The organism is Rhizobium sp. WW22, assembly GCF_047041135.1.
Classification (GTDB): domain Bacteria; phylum Pseudomonadota; class Alphaproteobacteria; order Rhizobiales; family Rhizobiaceae; genus Rhizobium.
The window spans coordinates 3785229-3807853 of the sequence record NZ_CP178198.1; the positions used below are offsets into that span (position 1 = coordinate 3785229).

The following is a 22625-nucleotide window of genomic DNA, read 5'->3' on the forward strand; positions in this document are numbered from 1 at the left end:
AAAAACATTATCGTGATAAAAGCGGCTGTAGGCAGCGGCTTTACTTTTTTTTGATCGGCAACCGTTAGCGTATCGCCCCGACTATCCTTCCAACATGAGGTTCATCGAGATGGCGCAAACGCTGGCAATGCCGCCCGAGGCAGCCGGAACGGCAGAAAAGAAGGCGCCTCTGCGTTGGTCTCATCCTGCTCTCGCTGCGCTCGTCTATGCCGCCATCGTCATCGTCGCGCAGCTCATCATTCATCGCAACCTCGCAGACTATGTCGGGCCTGATAATGACGACGCCATGCGCCTTGTCGAAGTGCGGGATTTTCTCGCCGGCCAGGGCTGGTTCGACATGATGCAGTACCGTCTCGGCCTTGCGGGCGGGACGCTGATGCACTGGTCGCGCTTCATCGATCTGCCGATCGCAAGCCTCATCCTCTTCTTCCGGATGTTCCTTTCACCGGAAGGCGCCGAGGCGGCCGCGCTGACGGTATGGCCCCTCATGCTCGTCCTGCCGCTGGTGTTCTTCATGGGTCTTGCAGGTCGGCGCATCGCCGGCGTGGAAGGCATGCACTTCTCGCTGATCCTGACGGCGCTGTTCGTCCTGCTTTCGCCGCGCTTCGTGCCGGGGTCCATCGATCACGACAATGTTCAGCTCGGCCTCGTCGCGCTTACCGTCGCAATGCTGGTCGACGAAAGTTACAGACCTCGCAACTTTGTGATCGCCGCCATTGCCCTTGCCATCCAGCTGGGTATCGGCGCGGAGACAACGCCCTTTGTCGCCGTCGCCTGCATGTCGGTTGCCTGTTTGTGGGCCTGGAAAGGCGAGATATTCGCACCCGCTGCCAAGGCCTTTGCCCTGACCCTGACGATCGCCGTCAGCGCCGCCTTCTTCTCGCTGGTGCCGCCGCGTCTTTACTCGATGGTCACATGCGACAATCTCTCGCTCGGCTTTTACGGCATCACCAGCGCAGGCTGCGTCGGGCTTCTCCTGTCGTCCATTTTTGCCAGCCGTCTCTCCCGGCCCTGGCGTATTGCAATTCTCGCGGTCAACGGCGCATTCGTGTTTGCGATAACCGTCGCACTTGCGCCGCAATGCCTGCGCAATCCGCTTTCCGATCTGGACCCCATGCTGGTGGATTTCTGGCTCAGCAGAGTGACCGAGGCACAATCGATTATCTCCGTGGCCCACCGTCAGCCGGATACGCTCGGCGTCTTCTACGCAACGGGTCTTCTGGCGATGCTCGTCTGCGCCTTTCGTATCCTGCGAGGCACCCGATCGAGCCTCCACGCAATGCTGATGGCGCTGATCGCGATCAATTGGGTGATCACGCTGGTGCAAGTACGCGGCACAGAATTCGCCAATCTCCTGGCCATACCGCCACTGGCATTGATGATCGCCGAATTGCGAAAAAACTACATGGCCGATCCCAGAAATCTGCGTGCGATCCTGCTCTATGCGGGGACGTTATTAGCCTCTGTCCCAGCCGTTTGGGCCGTGGGCGGCGCGCTTGCAAGCAAGGGGGTCGTCAATGGTCTTATGGTCGCGGCGCCAGTTAAGGCGGAGGAGACTGCCAACTGTATATCCCAGCAGGCCCTGCGACCGATCGCGGGTCTTGCGCCGGGGGTGGTCGCGGCGGCCTCCAACCTGGGAGCGCCGCTTCTGCGCTTCACCCCCCATCGCACCCTCTCCGGTCCCTATCACCGCGATCCTGATGGAATGATGGCCGAGCTGCTTATTGGCCTTGCGGAGCCGCAACAGGCAGAAGCGCTTTTGCGTGAGGCAAAGGTGACGATTGTCGCCTTCTGCAAGGGAGATCCGCAGGTAGAGCTGGTGAGTGAGCGGGCGCCGAAGGGGCTTTATGCGCAGCTGAGCGCCGGGCATGTCCCGGCTTATCTGGAGCCGATTGCGGCGCCGGCGGAATCGGATGTGCAGTTCTTCCGTGTCACGCCGCAGAATTGAGCTGAAGCCGTTCAGCTCTGCGCGGAATCTCCAAACCACGCCATTACGAGCGGGAAGCCGCAGAATACTCTTTGATATTGTGTCTAAGCCCGGCGCTGTTCCAGCATATCGGCGGTCATGAGATAGCCGATAAAGCCGAGATTGTAGCCGCCGAGCGCGATAAACAATGTCGTCAGCGGCGGCGGAACGATCGATATCGCAACGGCCGCCATGAAGGCGATGCTCACCAATGCCACGCCGAGCAGGGCGCCGATCGTCGAGCGCTGCAGGCCGGCGGCAATTCCGATGATCGTGGCGGTCACGAATATCATCGCTCCATATCCTTTTTACTAAGAACCAGTTTGCACAGGTTTACGCGCGGATGGCTAAGAAAGGCTTTGTCGGTAAGGTTAACGCTTGATGAAGCAATAGGCTCCACGCCCTTTGTGGGACATGCAAAGGAGGCGGCAGTACCTCAAGTATGCGCACAATCCTGTCGTTCGATCGATTCAAACTTAAGCGGTATGCGCAAGGCTCCGCATTTTCCGCGACATCGGCTAGAAAGAGGACATGAGCAGCTTTTTTGAGAATGATTCGCCCTCGAACCTGACGGAATACTCCGTCTCGGAACTATCCGGATCGATCAAGCGCACGGTCGAGAATGCGTTCGACCAGGTGCGTGTGCGCGGTGAAATTTCCGGCTATCGCGGTCCCCATTCCTCGGGCCATGCCTATTTCGCGCTGAAGGATGATCGCGCGCGGATCGATGCGGTGATCTGGAAAGGCACATTTTCCAAGCTGAAATTCCGCCCTGAAGAGGGAATGGAAATCATTGCAACAGGCAAGGTGACGACTTTCCCGGGCTCGTCGAAATACCAGATCGTCATCGAAACCTTGGAGCCTGCCGGGGCAGGCGCATTGATGGCATTGCTGGAGGAGCGCAAGCGCAAGCTCGGTGCCGAAGGCCTCTTCGATCCCGAGCGTAAGCGCAGGCTTCCTTTCATGCCCAAGGTGATCGGCGTCGTGACGTCGCCGACCGGCGCCGTCATTCGCGATATCCTGCATCGCATCTCCGATCGTTTCCCCGTGCACGTCCTCGTCTGGCCGGTGAAGGTGCAAGGCGACGGCTCCGGCGATGAAGTGGCCAACGCCATACGCGGCTTCAACGAGTTTGCGCCTGGCGGCCCGATCCCGCGCCCCGATGTGCTGATTGTCGCGCGCGGCGGCGGTAGCCTCGAGGATCTCTGGAGTTTTAACGACGAGGCTGTGGTGCGCGCCGCAGCCGCGAGTGAGATCCCGCTGATCTCGGCTGTCGGCCACGAGACAGACTGGACCTTGATCGACTATGCCGCCGACGTGCGCGCCCCGACGCCGACAGGTGCGGCGGAAATGGCCGTGCCTGTTCGGGCCGAATTGGAGGCGCAACTCGCAAGCCTTGCAGCCCGGCTGCAGGGGGGGATGACGAGACAGATGGATCAACGGCGGCAGGCCGTTCGCGCGCTGCTGCGCGCCTTGCCTTCCCTCGATCAGATCCTCGCTCTGCCGCGCCGGCGCTTCGACGAAGCGGCCGCCGGCCTTGGCCGCGGGCTGGAGCTGAACACGCTCAACAAGCGCCGCTCCTTCGAGCGCACGGCGTCGCATCTCCGACCCGATATTCTGTCGAATCGGATCGCCGAGCGCCGCCAGCAATTGGGCGAACGGATGACTCGGGCCGAGCGGACCATCGAGCGCATGCTCGACCGGTCGCGTGCCCGCATCGAGCGAGCCGATGCCGTCTTTGCCACTTTGCCATCGCGCCTCGAAGCGCAGACGGGCAGGGCGCGTGATCGCCTCGGCAATCTCGTCCGTCACGCCGATACGGCCATCCGTCATCAGCTGACCCGCGCCCGCAGCGAACTTACGGCGCAGGAGCGCATCCTGCAGTCGCTCTCCTACAAGAATGTTCTGAAGCGCGGCTATGCCGTTGTGCGCGACGAGGATGACCGCCCGGTTTCGCTGGCGGCAGCACTTTCGGTGGGTGCGGCCATTTCGATCGAATTCGCGGATGGCCGGATCGGTGCGGTCACCGGCGACGATGCCACGCCGCCTTCGTCTTCATCCACGTCATCAGGCGCTACGCCTGCGAAGAAGCGGGCAACCAAACCGGCAGAACCTGCCGCTCCACCGAAGCAGGGAAGCCTCTTCTGATGCGCATCCTGCTGGTGCTGGCTCATCCCCTGGAGGATAGTTTTGCCGCCGCTGTGGCCAAGCTTGCGCAGGAAACGCTCGTCGCTCGCGGTCACCAGGTCGATCTGCTCGATCTCTATCGCGAAGGCTTCGACCCATGTCTATCCGAAGCCGAGCGGCGCGGCTATTTCGACCAGCCCTATGATACCTCTGGCGTCGATGCCATGGTCGCACGGCTGCAGGCGGCGGAGGGACTGATCCTCGTCTTCCCGCAATGGTGGTTCAATTTCCCGGCTATCCTCAAAGGCTTCTTCGATCGTGCCTTTGCGCCGGGCGTTGCTTTCACCCACGATCCCGCCGGTGGCCGCATCGTGCCGAAGCTGACCAACATCCGCCTGTTCTGGGCGCTGACGACGACTGGCTCGCCCTGGTGGATCGTGCATTTCTATATGGGCAATCCGGTGCGGCGCCTATTGAAGCGCGGCATAGCCGCCTTCTGCGCCAAGCGGCTGAATTTCCGCATGCTGGCGCTGCATGATATGGACCGCGTGACCGATGCCGGGCGCAAGGCGCATCTCGAACGCGTCAGGCGAGCGCTGGCGACGATCTGATCCACGATTCATTGCAAAAGAAGATGCCGCGGCAGAAATACCGCGGCATGATCGCATTCGAATATCCGAACTGGGTTATGCCCACTCGCCCTTGCGCATGACGGGCACGCGCGAGCCATCGGCATTGATGCCGTCGATATCGACCTTGTCGGAGCCGATCATCCAGTCGATGTGGATCAGGCTGGAATTGCCGCCCTGCGCCTTGATCTGTTCCTGGCTGAGCTTGGCGCCATCGATGAAGCACTTGGAATAGCACTGGCCAAGCGCGATGTGGCAGGAGGCGTTTTCGTCGAAGAGCGTGTTGTAGAACAGGATGCCGCTCGCCGAGATTGGCGAGGAATGCGGTACCAGCGCCACTTCGCCGAGCCGGCGTGCGCCTTCGTCGGTGTCGAGCACCTTGTTCAGCACTTCCTCGCCGCGCGTCGCCTTGGCCTCTATGATCCGGCCGCCTTCGAAGCGGACCTGGATATTGTCGATGAGGGTGCCCTGATGCGACAGCGGCTTGGTGGAGGAAACATGGCCTTCGACGCGCAGCGCATGCGGCGTGGTGAAGACCTCTTCCGTCGGGATGTTCGGGTTGCAGGTGATGCCGTTCTTGGCGGTGGAAGCGCCGCCGTGCCATTCATGGCCGTCTGCCAGACCGACTGTCAGATCGGTACCCGGTCCCTGGAAATGCAGGGCGGAAAAACGCTGGCCGTTCATCCAGGCCGAGCGCTTGTGCAGATTGGCATTGTGCTCGGCCCAGGCCGCGATCGGATCTTCGACATCGACGCGCGAGGCGGAAAAAATCGCCTTGGCGAGCTTGGCGACTGCGATTGCCTCCGGGTCGTTCGGGAAAACCAGTTTTGCCCAGGACGGGTTCGGGTAGGAGACGATGTTCCAGTTGGTGTCGAAATTCGAGATCTTTTCGAGCGCCGGCTTATAGGCGGCCGAGTTGGCGCGGTTGGCACGCGCGACCTTGTTGGGGTCCTGGTTGGACAGGAGCATCGGATTGTCGCCGGCAATCGCGAGGCGTGCCGTATTGTTGGAGAAGGCCTTGGCCATGCCTTCATAGAGCCATGTCGCGGCCCGGTCGAAACTCGCATCATGGCCGTATTCATAGCGGGCAAGCGTCGTTTCTTCGTCGGAATAGAAGGTTGAGACGAGGCCGGCGCCGGCCTTGTAGGCTTCGCGTGTGATCAGCCGAACCAGCGGCATCGCTGCGACCGGCGCTGTCATCAGCAGATCCTGGCCTGCCTGTAGCTGCAACCCGACCCTTACGGCTACTTCTGCAAGCTTTTCCAGCTTGGCGTGATCGACGGGATGATGGTTGGGGGTGGCTGATGTCATGGCAAAACCTGCGTGCTTGCTATCGAAAGAGTGGTCAGAAGACTTAGACCGGTTTGCGGCGAAATTGAAGGCGCTATGTCCGATCTTGAAGATCGTCAGGCAATCAGGGACGCAGCCTTGGCTTTGAGAGTGGTCACGGCATCCTGCGGACTGAGGCGCACCTGCAGCCCGCGCTGGCCCCCGTTGATATAGACGTACGCTTCGGTCATAGCCTGCGCCTCCACGGCTGTCGGTACAAGTTTCTTCTGGCCGAAAGGGCTGATGCCGCCGACATGATAGCCGGTCAGACGCTCGGCATCGGCAGGCTTCATCATGTTGGCCGATTTGCCACCGAAGGCCGCTGCGAGTTTCTTCATGCTGACCTCGTGATCCGAGGGCACGACGGCGCAGACCGGCTTGCCGTCCACCTCAGCCATCAATGTCTTCAGCACGCGATGGGGTTCTTCGCCCAAGGCCTCCGCCGCCTGCAGGCCGACGCGCTCCGCATTCGGATCGTAATCATAGGCATGCACTGTGAAGGCGACCTTCGCCTGGGTCAGTACTTGCGTGGCGCGGGTGGTTTTGGACATGGCTTGTCTCTACGCTGTCTTGCCGAATGCAGCCGCATAAATATCCGGCTTGAATCCCACCAGCAACTTTCCGTCCGCTTCCAGCACCGGGCGCTTTATCATCGAGGGCTGCGCCATCATCAGCGCAATGGCCTTTTCCTTCGACAGATCGGCCTTGTCCGCATCCGGCAGTGCCTTGAAGGTCGTGCCGGCGCGGTTGAGCACGACTTCCCAACCGGCTTCCTTCGTCCAGCGCTCCAGATGATCTCGGTCGATGCCGGCTGTCTTGTAGTCGTGGAAATCATAGGCGATGCCATGGCCCTCGAGCCAGGTCCGGGCCTTCTTCATCGTGTCGCAGTTCTTGATGCCGTAAATGGTGATCGTCATGTCGAATCCGTCTCTTGCTGTCTGATAGCGCATACCATGCGAACAAAGGCGGATGAAAGCCGATCACGGGGCGAAGCTGTTCTCTCTTCCGTTGCAGTCGCCACCCATCATCCTGTAAATATGCAGTGTGCATATTTATGGTGCGGGTTGGAGCATGGCGACGGACAAGGAAATATTACGGCTGGAGAATCTTTTCGGCGCCATGAGCCTCGCTCTCGTGGACAAGATGGAAAAGGCCTTCACGGATGAAACCGGCCTCGGCCCGAGCGCAATCGCCGCCATCGTTCAAATCGGCACTGAGCCTCGCCTGACAATCGAGACCTTGCGTCGAATGATCGCTCTCTCCCATTCCGCCACCGTGCGCCTCGTCGACCAGTTGGTCGCATCCGATCTCGTCGTGCGGGCCGGCGGTGTCGACGGCGATAAGCGCGCTCGCTCGCTGCAGCTCACTGAGAGGGGGCGCGCGCTTTTCAAGTGCAGCCTTGCCGCCCGCCGTGCGGTCATTCAGCGGGCCATCGCAGTGCTCGGGCCGGAAGAGACGGTGCAGTTCAGCCATCTCGTCGAAAAACTGCTGCCGGCCTTGGTCGATCTCGGCGATGACCAGGACGTGGTCTGCCGCGTTTGCGATCAGGGCGCCTGCGACCAGGATCGCTGCCCGATTGCCTTCATGACATAGGCGCGGGTAGGGTCTTGACATTTTTATCATATATATGCACACTGCATACATATATCTCGAAAGGCGATGGTTCCCGCCTTCGATGATCTGAACATTGCCTGCATCAATTCGATCGGAGGCATGATCGTGATGGAAAATCGTTCAATTCTTGCCCGGCTAATGGGTATCTGTCGTGCTGCTCTTGCAAGCACATCATATCGCGTGGGTCGCTTCGGCATTCTTCTACGGGAATCAGCAGCGATCGCCTTCACCATGCGCTGCAAGGTGATCGATCGCCGCTAAGAAAAATCAATCCTCAAGTGTTCCCGGCTTGCGGGCGACGGAACTCGGCTTATCAGCGCCGATCTTCATTAAGTCGCCGCGCCGGCGCACCAGCCGGTCCGATACGCGGGTGACGATCAGACCTGCTTGCGGCGCGCGGACGTCGATGGTCCCGTTCTCCATGCCCGGCGCGGTGATGATGGTCGCGAGCAGATCGCCCTCTTGGACGCGCTCGCCGATATTGCGATGGAAGAGCACGGTGCCCGCCTGCGGGGCACGGATCATCTCGACATTGTCGAGCGGCACGGCCGGGCCATCGAATGCAGGAAGTGCAACGCTGTCATCACGGACTGCGCCGCGCGCGGCCAGGAAGCGCCAGAGCCCTTCGGCATCGTTCTTTGCCATCTCGGGATAGACATCGCGGGTGCCGCGCAACTCGACCGTCACAGAGAGCTTGCCCAGCAGCCTTGCCTTCTTTTCCCCCGGCACTTCGTATTTCCAGGCGAAGCTGACGGCCTCCTCGAAGGCCGAGCTTTCGCCATCCGACAGCAGCACGGCATCCATCTTCAGCGCCGCGGCAAGATCGGCGGCTTCGGGCCAGAATGCCTCGTCGATATAGGCATATTGCAGGGATTCGTCATCGCAATGCAGATCGATCACCAGATCGGCACCGAGCGCCATATGGATCAGCTGGCGCTTCAGCCGGTCGACGGCGGGGTAGCGTTCCAGATTTTCGATGAGGAGATCGCGGTCGCGCAGCGAGATAAGCGGAAAGTCGCGGTTGAAGTTGGTGCGCGAGCCCAAGTCGAAGCGCCCTTGCATCTCGCCGAAATGCGATTGCGCCGCGCCGATCGGATTGGCATGCGGCACCACGACGATATCGCTGAAGATCGCGCCTTTGGCTTCCGCTTTCCGAAGCCGCTCGCAGAGGAAATGCACCAAGGCCGTGCCCGGCAGTTCACCGGCGTGCAATGCAGCCTGGATGTAGATCTTCGGGGTATCCGTCTTGTTGCCGGAAAAATGCAGGACGGGCAGCCGCCAGGCGATCCCCGGGGTGTCGCCTTCGATGACGATTTCGGTGACGTTCATGGGCGGCCTCCTGCTGATGATAATCAGAGCCTCATATCAAGCCCTGCAGGCGGTCCGCAACCGTTTGTCACCACATGCCAGAATCAGGACCGGGGACAAACAGCGCCAAAATAGCTTTCAGCGGCTGCCATTCCTGCGCAGGCACAAGCTCAGGAGCAGGCTGAGCAGCACCGCGCCGACACCGAAGGTGAAGGGTGCCGCATAGCCAAGATGATCCGCGAACAGGCCGGCGATCGGGCCGGTCGAACCGAGCGACACGTCGAGAAAGATCGAATAAAGCCCGAGCGCGACGCCGCGGTTCTGCGGCGGGATGCGCTCCATGGCCTCGTTGCCAAGTGCGGGGAAGACGGGCGCGAAGCCGGCGCCGGCGAGAGCCGCGCCGATAATGGCAACGGTCGGAGATGGCGCAAAGGCAAGCGCAGCCAGGCCGACGATCTCGATGACAAGGGAAATATGCACCAACGGCAGGCCGCCGAAACGGGCGACTGCCTGCGCAAGACCCAGGCGCACACCCATGAAGGCAAGGCCGAAAGCGCTGAGCGCAAAGGAGGCGCCTTCCCAGCCGCGGCTATGGAAGAACAGCGCGACGAAGGCCATGACGACGCCGAAACCGCTCGAGGCAAGCGCAAGCGCAACGCCGTACGGTGCAACGCGGCTCAGCACCTGGCCCGTGCCGATACCCTTTTCCTTGACGCCGGGGACCGGCGGCCGCGTTTGCGCTAGCATGAAGCCGGCAACCGCAAGGATGATGGTGACGACGCCGATGGCGAAGAAGCCGTATTGCCCCTGCAGCCAGGCGCCGAACGGGGCGGCGAGCGCAATGCCGCCGTAGGTGGCGATGCCATTCCAGGAGATGATGCGCACGGTTTCCCGCGATCCCATCAGGCCGATCGCCCAGGTGATCGCCGCCGTGCTCACCCAGCTCTCGCCGATGCCGAGCGCCAGCCGCCCTGCAAGCAGAAGGGCAAGGCTTGCCGCCGGGACTTGGATCGTAAAGGTAGAAGCGATGGTGAGTGCGCCCGACAGACCGTAGGCGAGGAAACCCAGGAAGACCGAACGGCGCGGCCCGTATTGATCGCAGAGCCGGCCGACATGGGCGCGGCTGACGATGGTCGCCACATATTGTGCGCTGACAGCGATGCCGGCCCAAACAACGCCGAAGCCGAGGCTGCTGTCGACATAGGTCGGCAACACCGCAAGCGGCAATCCGATGGCAAGGTAGCCGAAGAATGTCAGCGCGACGATCGAGATGAGAGACAGGGTCGAGGTGGACCGGATGGTCTGGGAAGCAGTGTTCACGGGATATCGCCTGCGGGCACCGGCAGCGGTGCCCATGCTGTTTGCCACGAAGGAAGCGGGATTCGTATCGGATAGCACTGACGGCGAAGGCCTGAGGGCCGTACGTCGCCATGGGTAATGGCTATCAGGCAACAGCAGGTGAGGTCAACGAATTGCTGCCTTGCGGCAAAACCCATTGACGGGATGAATTGATTGTGCGTGGGCGATTGTCCATGGGGCGTGCCAGCGGTGTAAACCCATTCTTCCCGAAGGAAGAATGGGCAGAAGGCATCACATCGTTAGTATGACGCTGGCCGTCGTTCTTCCTGCTTCGAGGTCGACATGGGCTCGGGCGGCATCCTTCAGCTCGTATTCCGCGCCGATCGGGTTGACGAGCCCGGCCTGCAGCGCGGCTATAAGCGCCGTGGCGCCTTCGCGGTAGAGTTCGGGATCGTTGGCATAAGCCAACACGCTCGGACGCGACAAGCCGATCACACGGGGCGCGGTCAGCTCCTCTATGTTGATCGGCGGAATGGGGCCGCTGACCTGCCCGAGGCTGGCCACCATGCCGAAGGGACGCACCGCAGCAAGCGTCTGTGACAACATGGTCCCGCCGATCCCGTCGACGGCAAGATGGACGCCACGGCCATCGGCGATGCGGCGCGTTTCCTCGACCCAATTCCCGGATGTATGCAGGAGAACTGCGTCCGCACCTGCTTCATGGGCGATGCCGACTTTGGCTTCGGATCCCACGGTAGCGATGACCTTCGCGCCAATCTTCTTGGCAAGGCGTGTGACGAGTTGGCCGAGCCCGCCGGCTCCCGCGTGCACCAGCACCCACTCGCCCGCCTTCACGGGATAGGTCTTTTGCAGCACCATCTGCGCCGTCAGTCCGCGCAGCATCGTGCTGCCGGCAACGCGTTCGCTGACACCATCGGGTAATTTCACCAACCGGCTTGCAGGCAGCGTGCGCATCTCGGCATAGCTGCCGATCGGATGACCGATATAGGCGACACGGTCGCCGACCTTCAGATCGCCGACATCGGCACCGAGCGCTTCGACAACGCCTGCACCCTCAAAGCCCAACACATTGTTGCCGGGTTGCAGCGGGTAAAGCCCGGAACGTACGTATATGTCGACGAAATTGACGCCGGAGATACTTTGGCGGATCAGCGCCTCGCCGGCGCCGGGTTCGCTAGCTGGGAGATCGACGGCTTTCAGGACTTCGGGGCCGCCGGGGCTGGTAATGGCAATCGCTAGGGGCATGGGGAAATCTCCTTTCGGACGATTTTTGACCACAAATTCCTCGGGGAATAAATTCGGTATGAACTCACCATATCTGTGCAATAATGCACCGATGATCGACTGGCAGGACCTTCACCATTTCGCCGCTCTCGCGCGAACCGGCTCCCTCTCTGCGGCGGCGCGCGAGTTGGGTGTCGACCACGCAACTGTCGGCAGACGTATTGCGGCGTTGGAGTGTGCGCTTGATCTGCGCCTCATCGATCGGCGGCCACGCACCTCGCCGCTGACGGCTGACGGTCGTGCCATCGCCGAACTGGTGGCGGGTATGGAGGAAAATGTCGAGGCGATCAGACGCTATTCGAAAAGTGCCGTGTCTGGGCTTTCCGCTGCAGTCAGGGTCAGCGCACCGCCGTCGATCGCTGCCCATCTCCTGGCGCCGAAAGCCGCGCTGTTTCATACCCATCATCCGAACATCACGCTGACCATTGCCGGCATTGCACGCAGCGTCGCGCTCAATTCCGGCGAGGCTGACATCGCCGTGCGCATGATCAGGCCGGAGGAAAGCGATCTCTTGGTCCGGCGTATCGGCGCCATGCGCTTCGGTCTCTATGCGATCCCGCCCTTAGCGCAAACGCCAGAGGAGGACTGGGTGTTCATCGGCTATGATGCGGCGATGGAGCATCTGACCCAGCAAACCTGGCTTCGCAGTCTGCTGGGTGGTCGTCCGATCGTCTTCCGCGCCACCGATGTTTTCGGTCAGCTCGAGGCTGCTCGTGCCGGACTGGGGGTCGTGGCGCTTCCGAGATTTCTAGGCGATCGCGAGGCAGGATTGGTGCGCCTGCCCACGGAGATCCCGTCACCGACGCGCGACCTCTGGCTCGTCACCTATCCTGATCTCCGTCGCTCGCCTGCCATCCGTGCGGTTATGGACTTCGTTGCGGATGTGGTCGGTCAAAGCTGCCCCTTGCGGGACGCCTCGGACAGCGCCGTATAAGTGCCGATTCCAACCCGTATTTTTCTGTTGCGGCCTCGTGGCGAATCTCTATCCATAGACGGATGGACCACACTTACGGTCGGTGATCGATGACGAAGCTGGGCAGTTGGTTCCTGGTGGACAGGGCGGATCTGGTCGCGGGCATATCGGTTGCCGGACTGATGCTGCCGGAAGCGGTCGCTTACGCCGGCATCGTCGGCCTGCCGCCGCATCGTGCGATCCTCGCCGGCATCGTCGGATGTCTCGTCTATGCCATATTCGGCCGCAGCCGCTTCGCCATCGTCTCCCCCACATCCTCATCCGCTGCCATTCTCGCCGCCACATTGGCCGTCGTGCCGGGTGATGCAACGATCAAGGCGGGGCTTGCAACGGTCGCCGTGGCGCTCGCCGGCATTCTTTTCGTCATCGCCGGTACCTTGCGCCTTGGCGGCATCACCGGTTTCATCTCGCGGCCGGTCCTGCGCGGCTTCGCACTCGGATTGGCGATCACCATCATCCTGCATCAGCTGCCGATCTTCGTTGGTGTGCCTGTGCAAGGCTCGAATATCCTGGCTTACGCGGCCGCACTCTTCGGCGCGATCCTCCAGTGGAATCCGATCAGTGTCGCGGTAGGCGTGGTCGCGCTAGTGGCATTGCTGCTCTTGAAGCGATTGCCGGGCATTCCCGGCGCTTTCCTTGTGCTGGTCGCGGGCATCTTCGCCTCCTATCAGTTCGGCCTGGAAGGCCATGGGGTCAAGCTGGTCGGCCCGATCGAGATACTGCCGCAATGGCCGTCGCTGCCGGACGCCGACTGGACCGCCTATTCCCGGCTGGTACAATTCACCGTGCCCCTTGTCCTCATCCTCTTTGCTGAATCCTGGGGTACGATGCGTGCACTCGCCCTGCGTTATGGCGAGACGCTGGAGGTCAATCGCGAGCTTGGTGCGCTGGGCGCCGCCAATATCGCCAGCGCCGTCGTTCAGGGCATGCCGGTCGGCGCGGGTTTTTCCGCAGGCTTCGCCAGCGAGGCGGCGGGGGCAAAGACGCGGGCGACGACCGTCTTTGCCGCCATCGGCCTCGCGATCCTGATTGCCTGTGCCGGACCGCTGGTGGCGCTTCTACCGGAGCCGGTGCTGGCTGCGGTCGTGATCGCTGCTCTGACGCATGCGCTCGACCCCAGCCCCATCCTGCGGCTGCGCCACCTGCGTCGCGATTTCTACGTGGCACTGGGCGCCGCCGTCGGCGTGCTCGCTTTCGGCGTGCTCAATGGCATGCTGCTGGCAATCGCCCTTTCGCTCGCTGCCATGATGCATCGCCTGGCATCCCCGTATATCGCCCGTTTGGGACGGCTCGACAACAGCCATGACTTCGTCGATGTCAGCAGGCATGACGACGCCGCCGAGATACCGGGCATCGCCATCTGGCGCCCCGGCGAAACCCTGTTTTTCGGCAATGCCGATACGATCTTCGGCGAGATATTGTCCGGCAGCCGCAGCCAAGTCGGATTGCAGGCCGTCATTCTCAGCCTGGAGGAAAGCTCCGATATCGACAGCACGGCGATGGACGCCTTGATGGAGTTCGACAGCGCCATGCAGCGAGCCGGCCTCCGCCTACAGTTTGCTCGGGTGCATGACCGGGTTCGCGATCTCATGATGGTCGCGGGCGTCGCCGATGTCGACAAGCGCTGCAGCTTCAGCGTCGATGATGCCGTCGCGGCGGTGATAGCTGAAGGGAAACCTCCAAAGGCGTGAGCGGCCGCTCAATCATGCAAAGTCCAATAGCAGAGATGATCGTGCCTGGCCTCTCCCTGCAGGCTGTTGATGAGGACGAAGTCCCTGGCGGTCCAACTCACGGGTTCTTCGAGCATGATGTCGGGAACGAGATGTCCCTGATAGAGCAGCGTCATATGCGGTTCGACGGAGCTCTCCTTGGCTGGCGCAATGCCTGTGAGCCGCATGGCATCGGCCAGTTCCTGATGGAGCGCCTTCAGTTCGGCATTTCCGTCCTTGCTCCAAAGGACAAGTGGGCGGTTGTCGCCATTGCCGAAGCTGACTGCTCGATCGAAGACGACGGGAAAGGGCGGCTTCCTCACCCGAGAGGCAGCTTCCATCGCCGCAAATGCCATTTCCTCGGGCAAGCAGCGAAACGAGCCGATCGGGTAGAGCGTCACATGAAAGAGATCGGCCCGACGCGGCTTCGTGGAAAAGCGGTGCTGCCGGCGAAGATGTCCTGCAAGCTCATGACTGCGTGCAGCAATTGCCGCATCGGGCAGGAGGGCGAAATAGAATTTATTGATCGGCCCTTGATCGATTGGCGGCGGTGTTCGGTATGCGCTCCGCCCGCAAGATAGAGTGAAAGCTGCCCATTGTTCTTCATGGTCACTTCAAAGCGCCTATCGCTTTGTCCTCCTGCTTTTTGACCGCAAAACGATAGGATAAAGCAGTTGCTAATTCAAGAACAAAACTAGAACAAATCCTGGAGGCTTTCCGTTGCAAGCGTTACCAAAAAAGCGATCGAATAAAAGGACGGCCTGATCTGTTCATTCCAGGTTCGGGCATGCGTGCCCATTTCACTCAAAGGAATCACGATCATGTTCACCAGATCAGTCTTTGCGGCCGTTGTTTTCGCTCTCATCGGCTTTGGTATCGCTTCCTGCTCGACATCCGGCGAGCGCAATAGTGGTGGCGGCATGACGCTGAACGCTCCTCCAACCGGCGGCGGATATTGATATCCGCGCTCGCGATTGTCTCAGAGCCGCGCCGCCGACATCAAAACGGTGGCAATTCTCCTTCCTCGCAAGAAACGGGTTGAATTCGACGCTTCCGAGGACGATTTTCATGGCAAGTGGAAACACGGGAGGTTTCGTCATGAACGAGACAAGCCAGAATTACCTGATCTTCGAGACCGCCGGCGGCTTCTGCGGCATTGCCTGGAATGATGTCGGCGTGCTGCGCTTTCAATTGCCGACGAAGGATGCGGGCGCGACCGAGCGTTTGCTTCGGCGCCGCCTGCCGAATGCGCAGCCCGGGACCCCAAGCGCGGACATCGCGGCAGTGGTTGCCAAGGTGAAGCGCTATTTCGCGGGCGAGGAGATCGACTTTTCCGACGTCACGCTCGATCTCGGCGAGCAGGATGCCTTTTTCAGGCAGATCTACGATGCCGCCCGGCAGGTCGGCTGGGGCCACACGACGACCTACGGCACATTGGCCAAGCAGCTCGGCGCAGGGCCGGAAGCTGCGCGCGATGTCGGGCAGGCTATGGCGAAGAACCCGGTGGCGTTGATCATTCCCTGCCATCGCGTTCTGGCGGCTGGCGGCAAGATCGGCGGCTTTTCCGCGCCGGGCGGTTCCAACTCCAAGGCTCGCATGCTGGAGCTCGAAGGCGTTCAGCTCGCGCCGCCAAAACCGGTGCAGCAGTCGTTGGGGTTTTAGGCCACAAAGCGGCCCGAGGATTAAGCAAGATGGACCGGGAGGGCGGTTACTGAGTGAAACCGCTCTCCTGTTCAATCGCCAATTTCACCTCGCGATAGTGCTCTGTCAGTTTCGCCAGATCGAAGGCCCTGTTGAGGCCGCTCGGGTTCGGTACAACCCAAATCGAAGCGCCCGCAAATTTTTCTGCTTGCCGCCCCCATTCGACATTGGCCCGGAGGCTGATGGCGACATAGGCCGCTTTGCCGAGAAACGCCAGATTAGCCGGCGCAAACTTCCTGATCTTTTCTTCGAGCACTGGAGCGGCGGCAATATAATCGCTCCTTTTCAGCTCGCTGGCGCTTTTCGTCGGGCGGGAGACCGCCGATGTCAGGCCGAGGCCATATTGCAGCATTTCGCGCTCCTCCTCCGCGCGCAGCAGGCGAGGCGTGAAGCCAGCAAGGTGCAGGACCCGCCAGAAGCGGTTGCTGCGGCTCGAGAAGTTATGCCCGTCGCGATGCGCTGTAAGCGCGGGGTTCAGCCCGCAAAAGACCACGGAAAGATGAGGTGCCAGGATTTCGGCAAGCCCGCTCACCTGCTCTGCTGTTTCGGTCGGTTCATTCATGGTCTTCGTTGAGGCATCATCCTGCATGTCGGATTTCCTGCGAAAGCGGCGGCAAGCGCGCCGCCTTCGTCACGCTAGCCGATAAGCACCCGGCCGGCCAAGGGATAAGAGGCCTGATCCGCCCTTGCCTGCCTGAATCCTGCCGGCCTTCACGCATCACACAACGGTGGTCGGGCCGAACCACGTGGTCAGCGCCTCGGGAAGCTCCAACTGGGTCTCCTCTCCAACCCAGGCAACATATCCGTCCGGCCGTATCAATACCGCAGTGGGTGCATCAACCGCGCCGATCGCTGGAAGCTCCCATGGCCCGGCATATTGGGCGTCGATCGATTTCACCTGATCCGCCCAAGGGGCGATATCGAAGCTCTCGGGCACGCCGAGATTGAGCAGCAAAGGCTGGCCTCCGTGCAGCAGGTCGAAGAGCCGCAGCGGACCATGGGCGGCGGTGAGGTCAAGATCGGGCATGCGGCGGCCGAGCAGCGGATGTCCCTCGCCAAGATCGTAGTGGATATCCAGGCCGGACATCATCGCGGCGTAGCGCCGGCGCGGCTCGTCCATGGCGAGGCATTCGGCCATGGTCTCTCGGAGGATCTGCGTGCGGTCGTCGGGGCGGCGGAGCGCGACCGAGACCAGGATATTGCGCAGCACCCGGGCAGCGATCGGATGACGCTCGGCGTGATAGGTATCGAGCAGGCTTTCCGGCGATATGCCCTTGATCACCTGGGCCAGTTTCCATCCGAGGTTTACGGCATCCTGTACGCCGATATTGAGACCCTGTCCGCCATCCGGGGGATGGATATGCGCGGCGTCCCCAACGAGCAGCACACGGCCCTTGCGATAGGATGCTGCCTGTCGCACTGCATCCGTAAATCTCGAAATCCAGTGGGGGTTATGCGCACCATAATCGGTGCCAAAGACGGCGATAAGAGCGTCGCGGAGATCGCTGAAGCTCGGTTCGCTCGAGGTTCTCAACTGCCGCTCCGTCAGCATCACGCCGATCGGCCCTGTCTTAGGATAGACGACCTTCCCCTCGCGGATTTCGTATTCGAACCTGCCGAGGGAATGCATGCCGAGCGCATCATGACGAATGCCCAACTCCGGCTCCTCGGTCATGTCCACCTCGGCGATCAGATTGCTGATGGTCGCATCCCATCCGGGAAAATCGATGCCGGCTGCCTTGCGGATCAGGCTGCGCCCGCCGTCGCATCCAACGAGATAATCCGCTCGCAGCGTCGTCCCGTTGGACAATTGAACATCGACGCCACCGTCGTCCTGTGCGAAGCCGGTAACCTCCATGCCGTAACGGACCGGCACGTTGAATTCGCCGACCCAGTCGGCGAGGATGCGCTCGATGTGTTTCTGGCGCAGTCCCAGGCCATAATTGTGTCTGGTGGGAAAATCGCTGATATCGAGGCGCACCGAGGCGAAACTTGCCACCTGCGCTATCTGCCCCTGTGAGAGGAATCGATCGGCAATGCCGCGCTGGTCGAAAATTTCGATGGTGCGCGCATGTAGACCGCCGGCGCGCCAGCCGACAAGCTCCTGATTGGCACGCCGCTCGATGATCGCGACGTCTATGCCCGCCAAGGCCAATTCGCCCGCCAGCATGAGCCCTGTCGGACCGGCGCCGGCAATAACCACCGCATGTTTCGTAACAGTCATGTCCATGCTCCCGCTTTTCGGTTTGCGCCGGCATTTGTACGGGAGGATCCGGGTCTTGACGCAAGTCCCTTGTGCGCCACATATGTAGACTAGAGAGAGCGAATATCTGTTCTCATGGTTTAATATCGACCTGCGAAATCCTTCGCGAAACGGCTGTCTCCCCATCCAATAAGATATTTGATCCGCGCCCTAACGCGTTGTTATTGCGCGCTTTGGAACCAAAGGTCGTGCGAGATCGTTTGTCTTTGACTTTATACGACGCTGACGTCGTGCCCGGCCGGCTGGGTAAGCGGCGCATTTGAGGAGCAGCTCATCATGAATATTTCATCTGGATTTCGGTCGGTCGCGGTTGCCGCCATCGCCGCTGTAGGAATTGGCTTCGCCAGCGCGGCACATGCCGATAGCGGCACCATCCGCTTCTCCGTCTACAAGGCGGCTTTCTTCGTCGGCGGCTCCGGAGGCGAGGGCACCTTAACCTTCCACGGCAAGCGCTATCCAATCTCGATTGGCGGCATTTCGGGCGGTCTCGCCTTCGGTGCCTCCAAGACCTATTTCCAGGGCACTGTGCGCAATATCCGCCGCGCCCGGGATGTGGCCGGCGTCTACGGCGCTGCCGGTGGCGGTGGCGCGGTGGGCAAGGGCGCCCAGATGATCGTCATGACCAATGACAAGGGTGCCAAGCTCGAGCTCACGGGCAGGCAGGTCGGCCTGCAGGTCAATGCCGATATCAGCGGCCTGAGCGTCACAATGAAATAAGAGCGCGTTCAGCTCTGATAATTATTGCCCGAAGGCCTGATCTGCAGGAATGGCGATCAGGCCTTCGTTGCGAAGCAAGCTACCCATGAGGGCGAAGTCGATCGCATTCCGCGGGTCTTAGGGAATCAACGCTCTCAAGCCAGCATCGACTGTTGGGCGAAGATCCCCGCCATCGTGCCTTGCCATGATGCCGTGGTGACCGAGGGGATGAGGGGGTTGGTGAGGTCCCCTGCGGCGTAGATGCCGGGCATGCTGGTTTCACGGCGCTCGTCGACCTTGAGGACGATGCCGAGGGGCGTGGCGGCCGTGGCGAGGCCTAGTGGTTCATGCAGGCTTGCAGACGGCTTGTTGCGCGGATGGGCGAACAGGATGTCGACCGCGACATCGGGGCCGGTATCGAGCTTGACGGTGGCGCCATGGACCCCGTGACGGGCGATTTCAGTGATCCGACCATCGATGATAGGTGTGTTGCGACGCTCCAGATCGGCCCGGATATCGGGCGGAATGTCGTGACCATCGGCGAAGACCGTCAGCTTGTTGGTCCAGTCGTGGAACAGCCTGACCTGATTATGCGACTGCGGGCCGGACCAGACGAGGCCCCAATGCTGGCCGGCGACTTCAAAGCCGTCGCAATAGGGGCAGGGCACGATGGACGTGCCCCAGCCTTCGGAAAAGCCCGGAACAGCAGGCATCTGGTCGGTGATGCCATAGCTCAGGATTAGGCGGCGCGCCCCAAGGCTTTCGCCATCGCCAGTGAGGACGGAGAAATCGTCGATGGTGCCGGAGACCCCGTCGGCCCGGGCATTGACCAGCTTGATCGTGGGATAGCGCGCCAGTTGCTGCCGCGCCTCGGTCAGGATGTCCAGCGGCGGCTTGTGATCGTGGCCGAGCATACCATGCGAGTGGCCGGCGAAGCGATTACGCGGCAGGCCGGTATCGAGAACGGTGACCTTGCGGCGGGCACGGCCGAGCTGAAGGGCGGCTGCGAGGCCAGCAAAGCTGCCGCCGATGATGATGACGTCATCCATGGTGATGGGCTCCTTGTTGTGGATGGAAGAGGATGGGCCGGACTTGGCGGGGCCGGGGCGCGGGCGATGCCGATGGCGGAAAGCGCCGCGGCCAGCTTCAGCAGGGTTCGTCGCTGCATGGATCTCTCGCAGTTCAGGCCGTCGATCGTCCGACAAATGCGCTTGCGTATTTTAGATACTGCATGGTATCGTAATTCAGCCATTACGATACTGTCAAGGACCATAATTGTCGTGAACGAAAACAGTCAGGGCCGGCGCGGCCGGCCCGCCAACGAGACGCTTGGCCAAACCATAGTCGTCGCCGCGGGCGAACTCTTTGCAGAATTGGGTTTTCAAGCGACGACATTGGACAAGGTCGCCCAGCGAGCGAAGATATCCAAGCTCAGCATCTATCGGCACTTCGAGAACAAGGAGGCGCTGTTTGGCGCGGCGTTTGCGGCCCGCTGCCAACAGTTAATACCACAGGCCCTTTTTGAAGGCGTCGACGGTTCGGCGGAAGATCAGCTCATGGCGGTGGGATCGTCGCTGCTTCGCACGCTGTTGCGCCCTGACGTCCGCAATGTCGAAGCCATGGTCATGGCCGATATGACAAGTCAAAAGTCGTTGAGCAAGCTCCATTACGAAGCCGGCCCCGCCCATATCATCGCCCAAATCGAGGCCCTGTTACGTCAGTTGCACGCGAAGGCGGTTCTGAACGTGCCCGATCCTCTCCGGTCCGCCCGCTTGTTTGCCGCGCTTTTCAAAGGCTCCGATCTCCTGATTATCGCACGCTTCGATGAGGCGAGAGCAGAGGACGACAACGAGATCGAATCCTATTGCCGGTCGGCCGTCGCCATGTTCATCGCCGCGCACGGGGGCAACGACCACGCGGGGGGATAGCCTAGACGGGCCGTGAAGGACGGTGACGTAACCAATAACGCCCGCTTTTTTTGGGCGACGCCATTCAAGCGCCGCTCAAATGGACGAAGCAGGCGCGGCAGCGAAAATTGGCGCTTGGACTGCGCGATCACCACCGTTCCCCCTCACTCCCATTCGATCGTGCCGGGCGGCTTCGAGGTGACGTCGTAGACCACGCGGTTGATGCCGCGGACTTCGTTGATGATGCGGGTGGCGGCGCGGCCAAGGAATTCCATGTCGTAGTGATAGAAATCCGCGGTCATGCCGTCGACGGAGGTGACGGCGCGCAGCGCGCAGACGAATTCATAGGTGCGGCCATCGCCCATGACGCCGACGGTCTGGACCGGCAAAAGCACGGCGAATGCCTGCCAGATGGCATCATAGAGGCCGGCCTTGCGGATTTCATCAAGATAGATCGCATCGGCTTCGCGCAGGATTTCCAGCTTCTCGCGGGTGATGCCGCCTGGGCAGCGGATGGCGAGGCCGGGGCCGGGGAACGGGTGGCGGCCGATGAAGCTGTCGGGCAGGCCGAGCTCCTTGCCGAGCGCGCGCACTTCATCCTTGAAGAGTTCGCGCAGCGGCTCGACGAGCTGCATCTTCATGCGTTCCGGCAGGCCGCCGACATTATGGTGCGACTTGATGGTGACCGAAGGGCCGCCGGTGAAGGAAACGCTCTCGATGACATCGGGATAAAGCGTGCCCTGGCCGAGGAAATCGGCGCCGCCAAGCTTCTTGGCTTCATCCTCGAAGGTTTCGATGAAGAGCCGGCCGATGATCTTGCGCTTGGTCTCGGGATCGGAAACACCCTCGAGCTCGCCGATGAAGCGGTCGGAAGCATCGACATGGATCAGATGCAGATTGTAGTGCTCGCGGAACATGGCAACGACGTTTGCCGCCTCGTCCTTGCGCATCAGGCCGTGGTCGACGAGGATGCAGGTCAGCTGATCGCCGACAGCCTCGTGGATCAAAAGCGCGGCGACGGAGGAATCGACGCCGCCTGACAGAGCGCAGATGACGCGCTTGTCGCCGACCTGATCGCGGATCGCCTGCACTGCCTTGGCGCGATAGGCCGACATCGACCAGTCGCCCTTGATGCCGGCGATGTTGTGGATGAAGTTGCCGATCAGCTTGGCGCCATCGGGCGTATGCACGACTTCCGGATGGAACTGCACGCCGTAATATCTGCGCTTCTCGTCGGCGATGAAGGCGTAAGGTGCGTTCGAAGAGGTGGCGACCACCTCGAAGCCATCAGGCAGCGCGGTGACGCGATCGCCGTGGCTCATCCAGACCTGATGGCGCGAACCGTTCGACCACAGACCTTCGAAGAGGGCGCAGTTCTTGTCGACTTCCAGGAAGGCGCGGCCGAATTCACGGTGGTGGCCGCTCTCGACCTTGCCGCCGAGCTGCATGCACATGGTCTGCTGGCCGTAGCAGATACCGAAGACCGGGATGCCGCTGTCGAAGATGATCTGCGGCGCCCGCGGCGAGCCTTCGTCCACGGTCGAGGCCGGACTGCCGGAGAGGATCACGGCCTTCGGCTGCAGCCGCTTGAAGCCGGCTTCGGCGGATTGGAAGGGGACGATTTCGCAGTAGACGCCCGCTTCGCGCACACGCCGTGCGATGAGCTGCGTCACCTGGCTGCCAAAATCGACGATGAGAACGGTATCTGGATGTGCTGTCTGGGTCATGGCGAGCCTTTAATGAAAAGCGCTTTCCCTGGCAATCGGGCAAATCACACAAACGGCGATTTTATTGTCCCG

The 22625-nt window shown here is 61.3% G+C and carries 22 protein-coding genes; 10 read left to right on the forward strand and 12 right to left on the reverse strand.

All coding sequences use genetic code 11. From position 1 onward, the window contains the following. Positions 1–109 precede the first annotated feature (109 nt). On the forward strand, positions 110–1948 hold the full coding sequence (locus ACK83U_RS18410; RefSeq protein ID WP_112609243.1) for a hypothetical protein: 1839 nt from the start codon (positions 110–112) through the stop codon (positions 1946–1948). Positions 1949–2031: 83 nt separating this feature from the next. Here the strand turns inward: ACK83U_RS18410 and ACK83U_RS18415 are convergent, their stop codons facing one another. Continuing rightward, positions 2032–2259 carry a homogentisate export protein gene (locus ACK83U_RS18415; RefSeq protein WP_112609245.1) on the reverse strand — a complete coding sequence of 76 codons (228 nt, stop codon included), beginning with the start codon at positions 2257–2259 and terminating at the stop codon, positions 2032–2034. Between the two features lie 238 nt (positions 2260–2497). On the opposite strand from ACK83U_RS18415, the gene xseA reads away from it, so the two are divergent. Next, positions 2498–4114 (forward strand): exodeoxyribonuclease VII large subunit, encoded by a 1617-nt coding sequence (gene xseA, locus ACK83U_RS18420; protein ID WP_112609247.1) that lies wholly within the window; start codon positions 2498–2500, stop codon positions 4112–4114. After that, entirely contained in the window at positions 4114–4704 is a 591-nt protein-coding gene (locus ACK83U_RS18425; protein WP_112609249.1) for an NAD(P)H-dependent oxidoreductase, read from the forward strand. The genes xseA and ACK83U_RS18425 overlap by 1 nt, the downstream gene beginning before the upstream one ends. A 75-nt stretch (positions 4705–4779) precedes the next feature. Here ACK83U_RS18425 and ACK83U_RS18430 read toward each other — a convergent pair whose 3' ends face one another. From ACK83U_RS18430 to ACK83U_RS18440, 3 genes are all read right to left on the reverse strand, one after another. Next, positions 4780–6033, reverse strand: a complete 1254-nt coding sequence (locus tag ACK83U_RS18430) for an aminopeptidase (RefSeq protein ID WP_112609251.1) — start codon at positions 6031–6033, stop codon at positions 4780–4782. 95 nt (positions 6034–6128) lie between these two features. Continuing rightward, positions 6129–6602, reverse strand: a complete 474-nt coding sequence (ybaK, locus tag ACK83U_RS18435) for a Cys-tRNA(Pro) deacylase (RefSeq protein ID WP_112609253.1) — start codon at positions 6600–6602, stop codon at positions 6129–6131. A gap of 9 nt (positions 6603–6611) precedes the next feature. Next, positions 6612–6968, reverse strand: a complete 357-nt coding sequence (locus ACK83U_RS18440; protein WP_112609460.1) for an ArsC family reductase — start codon at positions 6966–6968, stop codon at positions 6612–6614. A 154-nt stretch (positions 6969–7122) separates the two neighbouring features. Here ACK83U_RS18440 and ACK83U_RS18445 point away from each other — a divergent pair, with 154 nt between their 5' ends. After that, entirely contained in the window at positions 7123–7644 is a 522-nt protein-coding gene (locus ACK83U_RS18445) for a MarR family winged helix-turn-helix transcriptional regulator (RefSeq protein WP_112609255.1), read from the forward strand. A gap of 288 nt (positions 7645–7932) precedes the next feature. On the opposite strand, the gene ACK83U_RS18450 is transcribed toward ACK83U_RS18445, so the two are convergent. From ACK83U_RS18450 to ACK83U_RS18460, 3 genes are all read right to left on the reverse strand, one after another. After that, on the reverse strand, positions 7933–8994 hold the full coding sequence (locus ACK83U_RS18450) for a succinylglutamate desuccinylase/aspartoacylase family protein (protein ID WP_112609259.1): 1062 nt from the start codon (positions 8992–8994) through the stop codon (positions 7933–7935). A gap of 117 nt (positions 8995–9111) precedes the next feature. Further along, entirely contained in the window at positions 9112–10293 is a 1182-nt protein-coding gene (locus tag ACK83U_RS18455) for an MFS transporter (protein ID WP_112609461.1), read from the reverse strand. A 270-nt stretch (positions 10294–10563) separates the two neighbouring features. Continuing rightward, positions 10564–11538: a quinone oxidoreductase family protein gene (locus ACK83U_RS18460; protein WP_112609261.1), complete on the reverse strand. Its 975-nt coding sequence runs from the start codon at positions 11536–11538 to the stop codon at positions 10564–10566. A gap of 58 nt (positions 11539–11596) precedes the next feature. Here ACK83U_RS18460 and ACK83U_RS18465 point away from each other — a divergent pair, with 58 nt between their 5' ends. Both ACK83U_RS18465 and ACK83U_RS18470 read left to right on the forward strand, forming a co-directional pair. After that, positions 11597–12511: a LysR family transcriptional regulator gene (locus ACK83U_RS18465; RefSeq protein WP_412474696.1), complete on the forward strand. Its 915-nt coding sequence runs from the start codon at positions 11597–11599 to the stop codon at positions 12509–12511. A gap of 89 nt (positions 12512–12600) precedes the next feature. Beyond that, positions 12601–14241: a SulP family inorganic anion transporter gene (locus tag ACK83U_RS18470; RefSeq protein WP_112609263.1), complete on the forward strand. Its 1641-nt coding sequence runs from the start codon at positions 12601–12603 to the stop codon at positions 14239–14241. An 8-nt stretch (positions 14242–14249) separates the two neighbouring features. Here ACK83U_RS18470 and ACK83U_RS18475 read toward each other — a convergent pair whose 3' ends face one another. After that, entirely contained in the window at positions 14250–14801 is a 552-nt protein-coding gene (locus ACK83U_RS18475) for a 2'-5' RNA ligase family protein (RefSeq protein WP_412474871.1), read from the reverse strand. 279 nt (positions 14802–15080) lie between these two features. Here ACK83U_RS18475 and ACK83U_RS18480 point away from each other — a divergent pair, with 279 nt between their 5' ends. Together ACK83U_RS18480 and ACK83U_RS18485 are read left to right on the forward strand one after the other, a co-directional pair. Further along, positions 15081–15218, forward strand: a complete 138-nt coding sequence (locus tag ACK83U_RS18480) for a hypothetical protein (protein WP_162700908.1) — start codon at positions 15081–15083, stop codon at positions 15216–15218. 139 nt (positions 15219–15357) lie between these two features. Further along, positions 15358–15921 carry a methylated-DNA--[protein]-cysteine S-methyltransferase gene (locus tag ACK83U_RS18485; protein WP_112609267.1) on the forward strand — a complete coding sequence of 188 codons (564 nt, stop codon included), beginning with the start codon at positions 15358–15360 and terminating at the stop codon, positions 15919–15921. A 46-nt stretch (positions 15922–15967) separates the two neighbouring features. Here ACK83U_RS18485 and mug read toward each other — a convergent pair whose 3' ends face one another. After that, entirely contained in the window at positions 15968–16549 is a 582-nt protein-coding gene (gene mug, locus ACK83U_RS18490; RefSeq protein ID WP_112609269.1) for a G/U mismatch-specific DNA glycosylase, read from the reverse strand. Positions 16550–16678: 129 nt separating this feature from the next. Continuing rightward, on the reverse strand, positions 16679–18184 hold the full coding sequence (locus tag ACK83U_RS18495; protein WP_112609463.1) for an FAD-dependent monooxygenase: 1506 nt from the start codon (positions 18182–18184) through the stop codon (positions 16679–16681). Positions 18185–18499: 315 nt separating this feature from the next. Here ACK83U_RS18495 and ACK83U_RS18500 point away from each other — a divergent pair, with 315 nt between their 5' ends. Continuing rightward, complete coding sequence (locus ACK83U_RS18500) at positions 18500–18940, forward strand: hypothetical protein (protein WP_112609271.1); 441 nt, start codon at positions 18500–18502, stop codon at positions 18938–18940. Positions 18941–19074: 134 nt separating this feature from the next. Here ACK83U_RS18500 and ACK83U_RS18505 read toward each other — a convergent pair whose 3' ends face one another. Further along, on the reverse strand, positions 19075–19968 hold the full coding sequence (locus ACK83U_RS18505; RefSeq protein ID WP_112413414.1) for an NAD(P)/FAD-dependent oxidoreductase: 894 nt from the start codon (positions 19966–19968) through the stop codon (positions 19075–19077). Positions 19969–20199: 231 nt separating this feature from the next. Here ACK83U_RS18505 and ACK83U_RS18510 point away from each other — a divergent pair, with 231 nt between their 5' ends. Beyond that, positions 20200–20847 (forward strand): TetR/AcrR family transcriptional regulator, encoded by a 648-nt coding sequence (locus ACK83U_RS18510; RefSeq protein WP_112399659.1) that lies wholly within the window; start codon positions 20200–20202, stop codon positions 20845–20847. A gap of 143 nt (positions 20848–20990) precedes the next feature. Here ACK83U_RS18510 and guaA read toward each other — a convergent pair whose 3' ends face one another. Continuing rightward, positions 20991–22553, reverse strand: a complete 1563-nt coding sequence (gene guaA / locus ACK83U_RS18515) for a glutamine-hydrolyzing GMP synthase (protein ID WP_112609273.1) — start codon at positions 22551–22553, stop codon at positions 20991–20993. Between the last annotated feature and the right edge of the window lie 72 nt (positions 22554–22625).

Excerpts from the sequence above, each read along its gene's own strand:
- ACK83U_RS18440 (WP_112609460.1), bottom strand. The coding sequence starts at position 6,968 with ATGACGATCACCATTTACGGCATCAAGAACTGCGACACGATGAAGAAG.
- ACK83U_RS18500 (WP_112609271.1), top strand. The coding sequence starts at position 18,500 with ATGAATATTTCATCTGGATTTCGGTCGGTCGCGGTTGCCGCCATCGCC.
- ACK83U_RS18495 (WP_112609463.1), bottom strand. The coding sequence starts at position 18,184 with ATGACTGTTACGAAACATGCGGTGGTTATTGCCGGCGCCGGTCCGACA.
- ACK83U_RS18460 (WP_112609261.1), bottom strand. The coding sequence starts at position 11,538 with ATGCCCCTAGCGATTGCCATTACCAGCCCCGGCGGCCCCGAAGTCCTG.
- ACK83U_RS18465 (WP_412474696.1), top strand. The coding sequence starts at position 11,597 with ATGAACTCACCATATCTGTGCAATAATGCACCGATGATCGACTGGCAG.
- ACK83U_RS18480 (WP_162700908.1), top strand. The coding sequence starts at position 15,081 with ATGTTCACCAGATCAGTCTTTGCGGCCGTTGTTTTCGCTCTCATCGGC.
- ACK83U_RS18415 (WP_112609245.1), bottom strand. The coding sequence starts at position 2,259 with ATGATATTCGTGACCGCCACGATCATCGGAATTGCCGCCGGCCTGCAG.
- ACK83U_RS18425 (WP_112609249.1), top strand. The coding sequence starts at position 4,114 with ATGCGCATCCTGCTGGTGCTGGCTCATCCCCTGGAGGATAGTTTTGCC.
- ACK83U_RS18430 (WP_112609251.1), bottom strand. The coding sequence starts at position 6,033 with ATGACATCAGCCACCCCCAACCATCATCCCGTCGATCACGCCAAGCTG.
- ybaK (WP_112609253.1), bottom strand. The coding sequence starts at position 6,602 with ATGTCCAAAACCACCCGCGCCACGCAAGTACTGACCCAGGCGAAGGTC.
- ACK83U_RS18450 (WP_112609259.1), bottom strand. The coding sequence starts at position 8,994 with ATGAACGTCACCGAAATCGTCATCGAAGGCGACACCCCGGGGATCGCC.
- guaA (WP_112609273.1), bottom strand. The coding sequence starts at position 22,553 with ATGACCCAGACAGCACATCCAGATACCGTTCTCATCGTCGATTTTGGC.
- ACK83U_RS18505 (WP_112413414.1), bottom strand. The coding sequence starts at position 19,968 with ATGGATGACGTCATCATCATCGGCGGCAGCTTTGCTGGCCTCGCAGCC.
- ACK83U_RS18445 (WP_112609255.1), top strand. The coding sequence starts at position 7,123 with ATGGCGACGGACAAGGAAATATTACGGCTGGAGAATCTTTTCGGCGCC.
- xseA (WP_112609247.1), top strand. The coding sequence starts at position 2,498 with ATGAGCAGCTTTTTTGAGAATGATTCGCCCTCGAACCTGACGGAATAC.
- ACK83U_RS18410 (WP_112609243.1), top strand. The coding sequence starts at position 110 with ATGGCGCAAACGCTGGCAATGCCGCCCGAGGCAGCCGGAACGGCAGAA.
- mug (WP_112609269.1), bottom strand. The coding sequence starts at position 16,549 with ATGCAGGATGATGCCTCAACGAAGACCATGAATGAACCGACCGAAACA.
- ACK83U_RS18470 (WP_112609263.1), top strand. The coding sequence starts at position 12,601 with ATGACGAAGCTGGGCAGTTGGTTCCTGGTGGACAGGGCGGATCTGGTC.
- ACK83U_RS18485 (WP_112609267.1), top strand. The coding sequence starts at position 15,358 with ATGAACGAGACAAGCCAGAATTACCTGATCTTCGAGACCGCCGGCGGC.